The sequence below is a fragment of the Rhizobium sp. CFBP 8762 genome (assembly GCF_014841565.1).
Taxonomy (GTDB): Bacteria; Pseudomonadota; Alphaproteobacteria; order Rhizobiales; family Rhizobiaceae; genus CFBP-8762.
On record NZ_JACYUD010000001.1, the window covers coordinates 923,789 to 935,890 of the forward strand.

At 58.2% G+C, this 12,102-nt stretch carries 15 protein-coding genes; 4 read left to right on the forward strand and 11 right to left on the reverse strand.

Annotated features, from left to right (window positions below):
* The first annotated feature begins 119 nt into the window (after window positions 1-119).
* Both IFT84_RS04395 and IFT84_RS04400 read left to right on the forward strand, forming a co-directional pair.
* Window positions 120-794, forward strand: a complete 675-nt coding sequence (locus tag IFT84_RS04395) for an outer membrane lipoprotein carrier protein LolA (RefSeq protein WP_192117380.1) — start codon at window positions 120-122, stop codon at window positions 792-794.
* A gap of 100 nt (window positions 795-894) precedes the next feature.
* Window positions 895-1,698 (forward strand): exodeoxyribonuclease III, encoded by an 804-nt coding sequence (locus tag IFT84_RS04400; RefSeq protein ID WP_192117381.1) that lies wholly within the window; start codon window positions 895-897, stop codon window positions 1,696-1,698.
* Here the strand turns inward: IFT84_RS04400 and IFT84_RS04405 are convergent.
* Window positions 1,695-2,165 carry an Lrp/AsnC family transcriptional regulator gene (locus IFT84_RS04405; protein ID WP_192117382.1) on the reverse strand — a complete coding sequence of 157 codons (471 nt, stop codon included), beginning with the start codon at window positions 2,163-2,165 and terminating at the stop codon, window positions 1,695-1,697. The genes IFT84_RS04400 and IFT84_RS04405 overlap by 4 nt on opposite strands.
* Window positions 2,166-2,282: 117 nt before the next feature.
* On the opposite strand from IFT84_RS04405, the gene IFT84_RS04410 reads away from it, so the two are divergent.
* Window positions 2,283-3,203 (forward strand): DMT family transporter, encoded by a 921-nt coding sequence (locus tag IFT84_RS04410; RefSeq protein ID WP_197975427.1) that lies wholly within the window; start codon window positions 2,283-2,285, stop codon window positions 3,201-3,203.
* On the opposite strand, the gene IFT84_RS04415 is transcribed toward IFT84_RS04410, so the two are convergent.
* Window positions 3,200-3,655, reverse strand: a complete 456-nt coding sequence (locus tag IFT84_RS04415; protein WP_192117383.1) for a cyclic nucleotide-binding domain-containing protein — start codon at window positions 3,653-3,655, stop codon at window positions 3,200-3,202. The two genes, IFT84_RS04410 and IFT84_RS04415, sit on opposite strands and share 4 nt — an antisense overlap.
* Before the next feature lie 10 nt (window positions 3,656-3,665).
* On the reverse strand, window positions 3,666-4,346 hold the full coding sequence (locus tag IFT84_RS04420) for a response regulator transcription factor (RefSeq protein WP_192117384.1): 681 nt from the start codon (window positions 4,344-4,346) through the stop codon (window positions 3,666-3,668).
* A 79-nt stretch (window positions 4,347-4,425) separates the two neighbouring features.
* On the opposite strand from IFT84_RS04420, the gene IFT84_RS04425 reads away from it, so the two are divergent.
* Window positions 4,426-4,968, forward strand: coding sequence for a L,D-transpeptidase family protein (locus tag IFT84_RS04425; protein ID WP_192117385.1), 543 nt, complete (start codon window positions 4,426-4,428; stop codon window positions 4,966-4,968).
* 171 nt (window positions 4,969-5,139) lie between these two features.
* On the opposite strand, the gene leuC is transcribed toward IFT84_RS04425, so the two are convergent.
* From leuC to rimM, 8 genes are all read right to left on the reverse strand, one after another.
* The gene (leuC, locus tag IFT84_RS04430; protein ID WP_192117386.1) at window positions 5,140-6,570 is read right to left on the reverse strand and encodes a 3-isopropylmalate dehydratase large subunit; all 1,431 of its coding nucleotides are present in this window, start codon (window positions 6,568-6,570) and stop codon (window positions 5,140-5,142) included.
* 204 nt (window positions 6,571-6,774) lie between these two features.
* Window positions 6,775-7,605, reverse strand: coding sequence for an amino acid ABC transporter permease (locus IFT84_RS04435; protein ID WP_192117387.1), 831 nt, complete (start codon window positions 7,603-7,605; stop codon window positions 6,775-6,777).
* A gap of 9 nt (window positions 7,606-7,614) precedes the next feature.
* On the reverse strand, window positions 7,615-8,412 hold the full coding sequence (locus IFT84_RS04440) for a transporter substrate-binding domain-containing protein (RefSeq protein WP_192117388.1): 798 nt from the start codon (window positions 8,410-8,412) through the stop codon (window positions 7,615-7,617).
* A 99-nt stretch (window positions 8,413-8,511) separates the two neighbouring features.
* Window positions 8,512-9,003, reverse strand: coding sequence for a hypothetical protein (locus tag IFT84_RS04445; protein WP_192117389.1), 492 nt, complete (start codon window positions 9,001-9,003; stop codon window positions 8,512-8,514).
* A gap of 33 nt (window positions 9,004-9,036) precedes the next feature.
* Window positions 9,037-9,948 carry an EamA family transporter gene (locus IFT84_RS04450; protein ID WP_342212826.1) on the reverse strand — a complete coding sequence of 304 codons (912 nt, stop codon included), beginning with the start codon at window positions 9,946-9,948 and terminating at the stop codon, window positions 9,037-9,039.
* 58 nt (window positions 9,949-10,006) lie between these two features.
* Complete coding sequence (gene rplS, locus IFT84_RS04455; RefSeq protein WP_192117391.1) at window positions 10,007-10,537, reverse strand: 50S ribosomal protein L19; 531 nt, start codon at window positions 10,535-10,537, stop codon at window positions 10,007-10,009.
* 167 nt (window positions 10,538-10,704) lie between these two features.
* Window positions 10,705-11,388, reverse strand: a complete 684-nt coding sequence (trmD, locus tag IFT84_RS04460; RefSeq protein WP_192117392.1) for a tRNA (guanosine(37)-N1)-methyltransferase TrmD — start codon at window positions 11,386-11,388, stop codon at window positions 10,705-10,707.
* Window positions 11,389-11,391: 3 nt separating this feature from the next.
* Window positions 11,392-11,955 carry a ribosome maturation factor RimM gene (rimM, locus tag IFT84_RS04465; protein ID WP_192117393.1) on the reverse strand — a complete coding sequence of 188 codons (564 nt, stop codon included), beginning with the start codon at window positions 11,953-11,955 and terminating at the stop codon, window positions 11,392-11,394.
* Between the last annotated feature and the right edge of the window lie 147 nt (window positions 11,956-12,102).

Consider the following 12,102-nt stretch of genomic DNA (forward strand, 5'->3'; position numbering starts at 1 on the left):
GCTCAAACGCCTTGACGATGCCGCACTTGGTATCCACATCTGGGGCCTGAACCTGATATGCGCATTCGGCAGATTGAAAGCGTCGTTGCTTTTGATCGGACATGCTTCTGGAGACATTCATGACGAAACTTGACAAGCCCGCAGTTCCCACCTTTGCTCCCGGCGCGCTGACCCGCCGGTCCCTGTTGGTGGGTGGGCTTGCCGCGTGTGTCGTGGTGGGCTTGGCCGGCATGTTGCCAGCGCCTGCTATGGCACAGGCCGGAAGTGCTGCCCAGCGCATCGCCAATCATTTCGCCAGTGTGAAAACCATGTCGGGCGAATTCATGCAGTTCAGCCCGTCCGGCCAGCAGACGGGTGGCAAGTTCTTCATCTCCCGCCCCGGCAAGATCCGCTTCAATTACGATGCCCCGTCCCCCATGCGTGTCATTTCCGATGGGCGCTCCGTCGTCATCGGCAACAGACAGTTGAAAACCTGGGATCTGTACCCGCTGAGCAAGACGCCACTCAACCTGCTTCTGGGCGACACCATCGATCTCTCCGCCAAAATGGTGCGCGATGTAAAGGAAGAGCCTGACCTCACGACTATTGTTCTTGGCGACAAGACCATTTTCGGCGACTCCACCATCACCATGATGTTCGATCCGAAGACTTATGATTTGCGCCAGTGGACCATTCGCGATGCGCAGGGCAAGGATACATCCGTGATGATTTTCAATGTGCGCGCAGGCGTGGCGCTGAACGATGGCATCTTCGCCATTCCTTATGACGAAGTGCGCGGCAACAAAAACCGCTGATTATGTATGACAGCTTGTGGAGAAGCCGCCGGCAACCCTGTCCGCGGCTTTGTTCTCTGTTATGGCAGCATGATTGACCGTTTTACGCCAAGGGATTTTCATGACCTTCTCGGTTGCCACCTGGAACATTAACTCCGTGCGTCTCAGAATGCCGCTGGTTGAGCACTTCTTGAAAACGTGGCAGCCGGACATCCTCTGCCTGCAGGAAACCAAGTGTCAGAACGACCAGTTTCCATCCAAGCCTCTGAAGGCGCTTGGCTACGAACACATCGCCATGCACGGGCAGAAGGGCTACCATGGCGTGGCCACCATTTCCCGCATTCCCATTGATCTGCCGGACAGGCGCGATTATTGCGGCGTTGGCGACGCGCGCCATCTGTCGATCCTATTCGAGCGTGGGGGCAAGACAGTGCGGCTGCACAATTTTTACGTTCCCGCCGGTGGCGACGAGCCGGACCGCACTATTAACGCAAAATTCGGCCATAAGCTTGATTTCGTTGAGGAAATGAAGCTGCTGCATGCCGAAGCGGAAGCCGGAATTTCCGCCATTCTGGTGGGCGATCTCAACATTGCGCCGCTGGAGCACGATGTCTGGTCGCACAAACAACTGCTGAAAATAGTCAGCCACACGCCCATCGAGACCGAAGGTCTGACCTCCGTCATGACCAATGGCGCCTGGGTGGACCTGATGCGCCAGCATATGCCAGCGCCTGAAAAACTCTTTACCTGGTGGAGCTACCGCGCCAAGGACTGGACCGTTGCCGACCGGGGCCGCCGCCTGGACCACATCTGGTCCTCCGCCGACCTTGCCACCCATTTGAGCCGCGTGGAGATCCTGCGCGAAGCCAGAAGCTGGGAACGCCCCTCCGACCACGTTCCGGTGATTGCGTATTTCGATCTCTAAAGGGTTTCGCGCGGCAGTGCCGGGTAAACGGTAGAGCGCTTCACCATTCCATAAGCAAAGCTGGTGTCGATTGACGCAATCCCCGGAATTGGGTGGAGTTGCTCGCGTACGAAATGCTCATAATCGCGCAGGCTTGCGACCAGCACTCTCAGCAGGTAATCGGCACTACCGGTCATCACGTAGCAATCCAGAATGGCATCCACGCCCTTGATTGCATCTTCGAACGCAGCCACCTGCTCCCGTCCGTGTCGCTCCAGCCGTACCCGTACAAAAGCAGTCACAGGCAGGCCGTAGGCTTCCTCATCGACAATGGCGGTATAGCCGCGAATGATATTGCTCTCTTCCAGCATCCTCAATCGGCGAAGACAGGGCGATGGCGACAGGTTGACCTTTTCCGACAGGTCCTGATTTGACAAACGCCCGTCTTTCTGGAGCGCAGACAGAATTTGACGGTCTTTATCATCCATGGGAAATCCTTGGCATTTTCTGCTAATAATCATTTGATCGCTAGCGGACTTCGCACGAAACTGCCAGTCATATTGCGCTAATCTTGTCGTATATTCGACAACAGGTGCAAACCAGACATGTCTATCATCAGCTCAAACACAGCCCTCCCCATCACAGCGGTCTCATCCAAGCGGCTGCTCGGATATTTAGCCATTGCGCTAGTGGTGACGATTTGGGCGGGGTTTGCCGTATCCATGCGCGCCATTCACCAGTCCGGTCTGACCTCTGCCGATGTTGCGCTTATTCGCTTTCTCGTTCCCGCGTTGCTGTTGCTGCCCCTGTTGCCATCGCGATGGGCTGCACTTCGCACGTTGCGCCTGCAGGATGGATTGATGGTCACAGCCGGGGCAGGCCTGCCGTTCTTTCTGCTGGCATCGGCAGGCGCACGCCTGTCTTCGGCAGCCTATGTCAGCGCGTTGATTGCGGGCACGGCACCGCTGTTCGTGGCACTGTTATCGCGCGCCTTCCTGCGTCAGGGCATCAGCCGCGCGCGGGGCTTCGGGCTGCTGGTTATCATTGCCGGAGTCATTGCGCTGGTTGCAGCCCAAGGTTCGGTGGATCTGTCCCAGATCAGCGGAATCATGCTGCTGCTGACCGCAAGCCTCTGCTGGGCCATCTACTCCATTGGCCTGCGGCGCGTGGGGGTCGATCCCGTGGGCTGCGCCATGCTGGTTACTCTCCCATCCGTACCCGTTATCGGTGTTCTGATGATAACGGGAATGCTTTCCAGCAACCTTGCCAACGCCAATGTGCAGGACATTCTGTATTTTGCAGCCGTGCAGGGAGTGGGTGTCGGCATCGTATCCACAGTGGTCTATGCGCTGGCAACGCAGTGCCTCGGCGCTCAACGCTGTACCACAATCGGCGCACTGGCACCGGTGCTGGCGGCGATCATGGCCGTGCCGCTGCTCAGCGAAACGCTGGCGCTGCCCGCAATCCTTGGCATTTTGACGATCAGTGCCGGAGTGGCGCTGGCAAACCGCTCGCCTAAGGCTTAGGCAAACTTGCCCTGCAACGCTTCCAGCCGCGCCACCATGCTCTGGAAATTCTGCGTCAGCCGCGTTTCCATCAGCGCGCCGATTTCGGGATATTCTTCCAGCATGCGGTGAAAGAGCTGCCGATTGATGCGCATGACCTCGCTGCCGGTTTCCGCTTTGGCGGTAAATTTTCGCTCCACGGCTGAGATCAGCGCCAGTTCAGATAGCAGCGTGCCGCGCCCGACTGTATCCACAAGGCGCGGCTTGCCGTCGCGGCCCTTGGCCGTCAGTGTCAGTTCACCGCCCGCCACCACATAGGCGCAATCGGCCATGGTTCCTTCGCGAAACAGCTCCTGTCCCGCAGACAGGCTCCGGCGCTCGGCACCAAAGGCAATCAGCCGTAGCTTGTCATCACTGATTTCATTGAACAAAGGTACGGTGGACAGAAGCGCGATATCATCATTCAGCGACACAGGGTTTCTCTCACGGTACGAGTTTGTAGCCGCCGTTTTCCGTTACCAGAATTTCGGCATTGGACGGGTCGCGCTCGATCTTTTGCCGCAGGCGATAGACATGCGTTTCCAGCGTATGGGTGGTCACTCCGGAGTTGTAGCCCCAGACCTCTTCCAGCAGCACATCGCGCGTCACCACCTTTTGCTCGGCCCGGTAGAGATAGCGGATAATGGCCGCTTCCTTCTCTGTCAGGCGGATTTTGTCGCCGTTTTCCAATGTCAGCAATTTCTGGCTGGGCTTGAAGGTATAGGGACCGACGATGAACGTCGCGTCTTCGCTGCTTTCGTGCTGGCGAAGCTGTGCGCGGATGCGCGCCAAAAGCACCGCAAACCGAAAAGGCTTGGTAACGTAGTCATTGGCACCGGCTTCCAGACCCAGAATCGTATCCGAATCGGTATCATGGCCCGTCAACAGAATGATCGGCGGCTTAAAGCCTTGTCTGCGCAGCAGCTTGACCGCTTCGCGCCCATCCATATCCGGCAGGCCGACATCCATGATCATGAGGTTGATTTGCTCGGCCAACGCCGTCTGCATGCCCTTGGTGGCCGTTGCTTCCTGCAGAATGGTAAACTCATTGTAGAGCGAGAGTTGCTCGATCAAGGTTTCGCGCAGATCATCATCGTCATCGACCAGCAGAATGGTGCGTATCATACTTTGGCTCCTGAAATGCGCATTGTCATCAAACTGCGTTTTAGCCCATAAAGCGACAAGATGGAAATCGGAACACGCAATGCGACAGAAACGCGAAAAACAGGTGAGAAAGCCAAAAATCATAACCGTACGAGCCGCTCCGGGCGATCGCAGACGGGGCCTTGTTTCCATCGGCCCACTGGTTTTTCCCGCAGCGCTTGGCCGCAGTGGCATCAGCAGCCGTAAGCGCGAGGGGGATGGCGCAACGCCGCTCAGCATGATGCGGCTCATCAGCGGCTTTACGCGCTCCACCCCGCCCGCAACGCGGTTGCCTCTGATATCGACGCGAAGCGATATGCTGTGGTGCGATGCTCCCGGCCATGCCAGTTACAACCGGCTTGTCCGTGCACCTTTCGCTGCCAGCCACGAAAAAATGATGCGCGACGATGGTCTCTACAATGTCTGTCTTGTTATGAACTGGAACATCACCAGCCGAAAGCGCAATGGCGGCTCGGCGATTTTCTTCCACCTGATTCGTGGGCATTACGAGCCGACGGAGGGCTGCATCGCCGTCAGCCCCCAGACCATGCGCCGCCTGCTGCCCTTGATGGAAACGGGCACGATTGTGCGGGTTGTTGGGTAAGGCGTCCCCTGACCCTCATCCCTCATTCCTGTGCTGGTCACAGGAATCCAGCCGACGCGCGTCTGCGCGGCGAATAGCTTTTTTAGCCCAATGACTTGGGCTAGATGGATCCCTGTGGACCGAGCACAGGGATGACGGGCAAATAGCGCAGGCGATAGAAAGCCCAGCTCTTTAGGCATCCATCTTCGGGGCATAGTCCCATTCGCGGATATCCACGAAATGCCCTGCCACCGCCGCCGCCGCCGCCATAGCGGGCGACACCAGATGGGTGCGGCTTTTCAGGCCCTGACGTCCTTCGAAATTGCGGTTCGAGGTCGAGGCGCAGCGCTCGCCGGGGGCCAGACGGTCATCATTCATCGCCAGGCACATGGAGCAGCCGGGCTCACGCCAGTCAAAGCCTGCTGCCTTGAAGATGAGATCCAGTCCTTCAGCCTCCGCCTGCAATTTCACAAGGCCGGAACCGGGCACGATCATGGCCGATACGGTCGGCGCTACGGTGCGCCCCTCCACCACTTTGGCAACCGCGCGCAAATCCTCGATACGGCCATTGGTGCAGGAACCGATGAACACACGGTCAATGGCGATATCGGTCATTTTCGTGCCGGGCTTCAGGCCCATATAGTCCAGCGCCCGCCACTTGGAGAGGCGCTTGTTTTCGTCCTCAATCTCGTCCGGGTTTGGCACAACCCCCTGCACCGATACCACATCCTCCGGTGACGACCCCCAGGAAACGATGGGTGGCAGTTCCTCGGCGTTCAGCACCACCACGCGGTCGTAATAGGCACCCTCGTCCGTATGCAGCGTTTTCCAGTAGGCAATAGCCTTGTCCAGATTGTCACCGGTCGGCGCGCGGGGCTTGCCCTTGATGTAGTTGAAGGTCGTTTCGTCCGGCGCAATCAGGCCCGCGCGGGCCCCGCCCTCAATGGTCATGTTGCAGACCGTCATGCGGCCTTCCATTGACAGCGAGCGAATGGCTTCGCCCGCAAATTCAATGACGTGTCCCGTGCCGCCCGCCGTACCGATTTCGCCAATGATCGCCAGAATGATATCCTTGGCGGTAACGCCCGCTGGCAGCTTGCCATCGACACGCACCAGCATGTTCTTGGCTTTTTTCTGAATCAGCGTCTGCGTTGCCAGCACATGCTCCACCTCGGAGGTACCAATGCCGTGCGCCAGTGCGCCGAAGGCTCCATGGGTGGAGGTATGGCTGTCGCCGCACACAATCGTCATGCCCGGCAGGGTAAAGCCCTGCTCCGGCCCGACAATATGCACGATGCCTTGGCGCTTATCGGTCTGCGAGTAATATTCCACGCCGAAATCCGCAGCATTGCGCGCCAGCGCTTCCACCTGAATGCGGCTTTCCTCGTTCTTGATGCCCAGAGCCCGGTCTGGCGAGGTCGGCACATTGTGGTCCACCACGGCAAGCGTCTTGTGCGGTGCGCGCACCTTCCGGCCCGCCATACGCAATCCCTCGAACGCCTGCGGGCTCGTCACTTCATGGACGAGATGGCGGTCGATATAGAGCAGACAGGTTCCGTCATCCTGCGTGCTGACAACGTGATCGTCCCAGATCTTATCGTAAAGGGTGCGCGGTGCGCTCATGGCTTCAATCCATTATGTCGGTAAATTACAGCAACCAGAAAAAGCGGGCGAAGGCCCAAACCGTGCCTACGGTAGTCGGCTGCTAAGCGCGCCCTGCACGCATGCAAAGAAGCGGGCCGGAAGACGCTTATGGTCTTGCAGCACGAAAATTCTCTGCTCGTTGCAACTGAACTTGGATTCCATGCCTGCTCTATACCAAGATTTTCAGCGTTTCGCAACGGGAACGCGGCTCATATGCCGCTCAAACCGGCGCAGCGCCAGCGACACGGTGATGGTCAGCACCAGATAGACATAGGCGACGATGGAATAGGTCTCGAAAAACAGGAAGGAGCCGGAGGCGTAAACCTTGCCCATCTGCGTGATATCGGCCACGCCCAGCACGGACACGAGCGAGGAATCCTTGACCATCGCCACGAAATCATTGCCGAAAGGCGGCAGGATCACACGCGCGGCCTGCGGTGAAACCACCAGCCGGAAGCGCTGTGCCCGGGTCAGCCCCAAGGCCTCGGCCGCCTCGATCTGCCCTCGGTCCACCGATTCAATACCTGCGCGAAACACTTCTGCCAAAAACGCCGAGTAGCCGATGGCAAGCGCCATAACGGCGCGCCACAAGAGCGAGATATCGCGCACCATCAACGGCTCGGCATACCCGGCTTTGATCAGCGGCGTGAGAGCGATATTCACCAGCATAACCAGCGCTGGCGCACCGACAAAGGCGATGTAAAACAACAGCACCAGCATGGGTATGCCGCGCAGAGCCTCGATATAAAAACGGGCAAGCTGGCGCAGAACCAGAAAGCGCGAAAAGCCCATCAGCGCCACGCCGAGCCCCAAAAGCGTGGCAAGCGAAAAGGCTGCCAGCGTTACCCCGATTGTGACGCCCAGCCCTTTCAAAATGATCTGAAAGATTTCGGAATACTGGCTGTTTGTGCCGATCAGCACGGCAAGCGCGAGGCCAATGCCCCCCAGCGCCACCAGCCACCATGGAAAATCCTGGGGGCCATTACGCCGGTCCCTGACTTTTGCGTCGCGCATGGACTGCAATCAACCGCCGAGCTTGTAATCCACGAACCACGTCTTGTTGAGGCGGTCCAGTGTACCGTCCTCTTTCAGCGCCTTGATTGCAGCGTTAACGGGCGCGACCAGATCGGACCCCTTGGCAAAGATGAAGCCGAAATCTTCCGTACCGAGCGCATTGCCAACCAGTTTCAGCGATCCATTGGAAGCATCCACGTAGCCCTTGCCTGCCGTGCCATCCGTCAGCACCATATCGACATCACCGGTCTTTAATGCCTGCACCGTTGCGCCAAAGGTTTCAAACAGCTTGATGCGCGGGTTCTGCTCATTGCCGTCCAGCACCTCATACACGGTGGTGTAGAACGGCGTCGTACCCGGCTGTGCCGCCGCAAGTGCATCGGGCAACGCGGCGAAGCTCTTTGCATCGGTAAAGCGCGTCTCGTCACTGCGCACCAGCATGAACAGTTCAGAGCGCATATAGGGATCGGAGAAATCCACCTTCTGCTTGCGCTCTTCCTTGATGGTAATGCCTGTCATGCCAATATTGTACTGACCGCCCGCGACGGCCTCGATCATCGCGTCCCAGCTGGATGTCTGGTATTCCACCTTGAAATTGAGGCGCTTGGCGATTTCGTTCATTGCATCGTATTCCCAGCCGATGGCTTTGCCACTCTTGGGGTCCACGAACTGGAGCGGCGGGTAGGCGTTTTCCGTCACCACCACCACGGTGCGCCCACCGAGATCAGGCAGAGACTGCGCATAGGATACGGCCGGTGTCAGCATAAGGGCGGCAAGGACGGACACGAAAAAACGACGAGACAGCATCGGTGAGGCTCCGAAGAATTGAGGATGCCCATTGTCACAAAATCCTGCTGCAACGCAAGCGGCTTTAATCCCAGAAACGTTCGGGCCACATTCAGGATTTTAATAGAGTCCGTCCGCCAGTCTGTCGTTGAGATACGCTTCAGCATTCATCTGCCCGTTCAGGACAGTCCGCACCCACGCATCTCGCTCGTGGGCAATGCTTACGCTTTCCCACACACACGCCGAATACGGCCTTGTCACCTGCGCAAAGCGGGTTGGTTCCTCTCCCATGGCGCGCGATAGCAACTGACACTGGATGCCACCTGCAATCCACCAGTTGAACAACAGCCAGTAATTGGCTTTTGCTTCACCCTCGTGCAGCACAGCAAATCCCAGCCCAAAATGCTGCCCCTCTGCCTCCATAGCCGATGTCAGCGACGTACAATAAAGTTGTGCGGCGGCAACAATGTCATCTCTGCCCGCCAGAGGCGGCACGCTGCAATCCGCGCTGATGAGATGAACCTTAAAACGCGACGATGCTAACGCCCAATGCGCATGGGTCGTGAAACGACGGGGTGCGTAAGCAGGCTCAAAAGAGAAATCAGCATGCATCTTGGTTGCCTTTGCCCAGCAGTATTGTTGACCTCATCGCGCTGACTGTATGACGCCGACGGAAGCAATAACAATGGCTGCTATGCCAGCCATTTCCGTAAGGGACAAAACTTCCCCCAGCACCACCATTCCCACGATGGCACCCATGGCAGGTTCGCCGCTTGTAAGCACCCCGAAGCTTTTGGCCGGAAGGCGTTGCAAGGCGAACATTTCCAGCGAGTACGGAATAGCGCTCGACAGCACCGCGACCAGCAATGCCAGCGTCAGCACATCAAACCTCAGGAGCACCGTGCCCGCCTCCACCAAACCAAACGGCAATACCACCACTGCCGCAAGAATCATGCCCAAAGCGGGCGCTTGCGCCCCCAGTACCGAGCCTGCCCGCTTCCCGGAAACGATGTAGATGCCCCAACAGATTCCGGCCGCAAACGCATAGCCAACACCCCGCAGGTCAATGGTACTGTAATCCTGATGCAGGGGTAAAAGGAACGACAGGCCGAGAAGTGTCAGCGCAACCCAGAAGAGGTCTGAGCGACGGCGCGAATACGCAAGCGCAACGGTGAGCGGGCCGGTGAATTCGATTGCCAGCGCAACGCCCAGCGGAATCCGCTGGATGGCCATGTAAAACAGCAGATTCATCAGCCCCAACGACATTCCGTAGGGGATGGCCGATATCAAGGCACTCGTCCTGAAATTGAATTTCCAGAGCCGAAAAACGAACACCAGAATCAGCGCAGCCAGCGCCAGCCGCAGCGTCGTTGTACCGGCAGGTCCAATGACGGGGAACAGCTGTTTGGCGATGGACGCGCCAATGGTGATCGACAGCATTGCAACCCCGACGGCACCCAGCGGCGCAAATTTCGAGGATGTCCACGTTGAAGGCGTCTTCTCGACCATAGCGTCCCCTGCTTCCACCACCTCAACAACAGGCTGGTGAGTAATCACAAAAAAAGCCGCCGAACAATGCCGGCGGCTTTTTCCAAATCTTTGATGCAGCGTCTGCTTATTCGGAAGCGGTCGCTGCTTCTGCTGCTGCGGCTTCCTGCGCTGCTGCGGCTTCGGCTGCTGCCTTTTCGGCGGCCAGTGCCTGGGCTGCGGCTACCTTTTCGGCTTCCAGACGGGCGCGTTCCTGCACAACTGCCTGACGCTCGGCGTCGTTCAGCTTGCGGGCGCGTGTGTTGGTGTTTTCAATGATACGCGCCGACTTGCCGCGACGATCGCGCAGGTAGTACAGCTTGGCGCGACGGACCTTACCGCGGCGAACGACTTCAACGCCTTCAACCAGCGGCGAGTAAACGGGGAATACGCGCTCAACGCCTTCGCCGTAGGAAATCTTGCGAACCGTGAAGCTCTCGTTGATGCCGCCGCCGGAACGGGCAATGCAAACGCCTTCGTAAGCCTGTACGCGGGTACGGGTGCCTTCTGTCACGCGCACGTTGACACGAACGGTGTCACCGGCGGAAAAGTCAGGAAGGGTGCGCTTTGCGGCAATCTTTTCGGCCTGTTCGGCTTCCAGCTGCTGAATAATGTTCATCGGTCTAAACCTTCTTTACGTTCTTCTGAAACAGCCAGAGCGCTCAACGGTTCGGCCTTTGGTTCAACCTCGGTGCCTTACGCCTTGTGGGGCGGGAGCGGAATTCGCCATTCTTTAATTTGGTTTTTAACCGGACATGGCCGGTTGGGGGCGCTCATATACCGGTTTCAGTCTTTTGTCAAAAGATCAGGACGCCGAAGGGCCGTCAATTTGCGGGCTTCCTCCTCGCGCCAGCGCTGAATCTCGCCGTGATGCCCGGACGAGAGCACAGCAGGTATCTCCACACCTTCAAACTCCTGTGGGCGGGTGTAGTGCGGATGCTCCAGCAGCCCGCCCTCAAAGCTTTCATGCACGCCAGACAGCGCATTGCCCATGACGCCGGGCAGGATACGCACGACCGCATCCAGCAGCGTCAGCGCCGCAGGCTCACCACCCGACAGAATGTAGTCACCAATCGACACCTCTTCGAGGTCACGCGAATCGATTATCCTCTGGTCAACGCCCTCAAACCGCCCGCAGACGATGATTGCGCCCGGCCCTGCGGCCAGTTCGCGCACCCGTGTCTGCGTCAGCGGCTTGCCTCTCGGGCTCATCAACAGCCGGGGGACCGTTCCATCACCGCTAACACTGTCGATTGCGCGGGCCAGCACATCCGGTTTCAGAACCATTCCGGCCCCACCACCAGCCGGTGTGTCGTCCACGGTGCGGTGACGGTCGGTGGTAAAATCGCGGATCTGCACCGCATCCAGTGCCCACTGCCCCCGCTCCAGCGCGCGGCCTGCCAACGAATGGCCCAGATGCCCTGGAAACATCTCCGGATACAGCGTTAGGATGGTTGCACGAAACGTCATAGGTTATTTGCCGTCTGGCAGAAACGGATTGCCGGGCTTGTCTTCGTCACTGTCGACAAGGCCCGCCGCCAGCGGATCGATGACCAGCTTACCGCCGTTAAGATCAATTTCCAGCACCGACCATTCCGTAAAGGGAATCAGCACAGGGCGCTTGGCGGGCCCGCGCAGTTCCAGAAGATCGCCCGCGCCAAAATCATAGACGCCGCTGACAGTGCCGAAACTCAGGCCGTTTACATCCACGGCTTCCAGCCCTTCCAGATCAGCATAGAAAAACTCGTCATCGTCCAGTTCATCGTCGGGCAGGCTGTCGCGCTCGATGAACAGTTCCGTTCCGTTCAGTGCTTCAGCCGCGTTCCGGTCGTTCACGCCGCGAAAGCGCACGATGGCAACGGTTTTTGCTTCCCGGATATCCAGAACCTCAAAGATACGGCCATCTCTGGTATGCAAATGACCATAGGCGCCGAAGGCCAGGGGATCGCCGGTATAGGTTTTAACCCGCACCTCACCCCGCAGGCCCTGTGCTGCACCAATTGTGCCCACCAGAACCGGATTTTCCAGTTTTACCATCGTCGCAACCGCCTGCCTTAACCAATCTGGCCCTGCCATAACGGAAAACAGCTCTGTTGGAAACTGTGCTGGCAGCCAACTTTATGCCACGATAGGCTGGCTCTTTGCGGTCAACCTTAAGGAGACCCGGATTTGTTCGCTGTAAAA

What these genes read in the sequence shown, in the direction of transcription:
- IFT84_RS04395 (WP_192117380.1), top strand. Translation starts at nt 120, where the DNA reads ATGACGAAACTTGACAAGCCCGCAGTTCCCACCTTTGCTCCCGGCGCG.
- rplS (WP_192117391.1), bottom strand. Translation starts at nt 10,537, where the DNA reads ATGAACATTATTCAGCAGCTGGAAGCCGAACAGGCCGAAAAGATTGCC.
- IFT84_RS04400 (WP_192117381.1), top strand. Translation starts at nt 895, where the DNA reads ATGACCTTCTCGGTTGCCACCTGGAACATTAACTCCGTGCGTCTCAGA.
- rimM (WP_192117393.1), bottom strand. Translation starts at nt 11,955, where the DNA reads ATGGTAAAACTGGAAAATCCGGTTCTGGTGGGCACAATTGGTGCAGCA.
- IFT84_RS04435 (WP_192117387.1), bottom strand. Translation starts at nt 7,605, where the DNA reads ATGCGCGACGCAAAAGTCAGGGACCGGCGTAATGGCCCCCAGGATTTT.
- leuC (WP_192117386.1), bottom strand. Translation starts at nt 6,570, where the DNA reads ATGAGCGCACCGCGCACCCTTTACGATAAGATCTGGGACGATCACGTT.
- IFT84_RS04445 (WP_192117389.1), bottom strand. Translation starts at nt 9,003, where the DNA reads ATGCATGCTGATTTCTCTTTTGAGCCTGCTTACGCACCCCGTCGTTTC.
- IFT84_RS04410 (WP_197975427.1), top strand. Translation starts at nt 2,283, where the DNA reads ATGTCTATCATCAGCTCAAACACAGCCCTCCCCATCACAGCGGTCTCA.
- IFT84_RS04405 (WP_192117382.1), bottom strand. Translation starts at nt 2,165, where the DNA reads ATGGATGATAAAGACCGTCAAATTCTGTCTGCGCTCCAGAAAGACGGG.
- IFT84_RS04420 (WP_192117384.1), bottom strand. Translation starts at nt 4,346, where the DNA reads ATGATACGCACCATTCTGCTGGTCGATGACGATGATGATCTGCGCGAA.
- trmD (WP_192117392.1), bottom strand. Translation starts at nt 11,388, where the DNA reads ATGACGTTTCGTGCAACCATCCTAACGCTGTATCCGGAGATGTTTCCA.
- IFT84_RS04440 (WP_192117388.1), bottom strand. Translation starts at nt 8,412, where the DNA reads ATGCTGTCTCGTCGTTTTTTCGTGTCCGTCCTTGCCGCCCTTATGCTG.
- IFT84_RS04425 (WP_192117385.1), top strand. Translation starts at nt 4,426, where the DNA reads ATGCGACAGAAACGCGAAAAACAGGTGAGAAAGCCAAAAATCATAACC.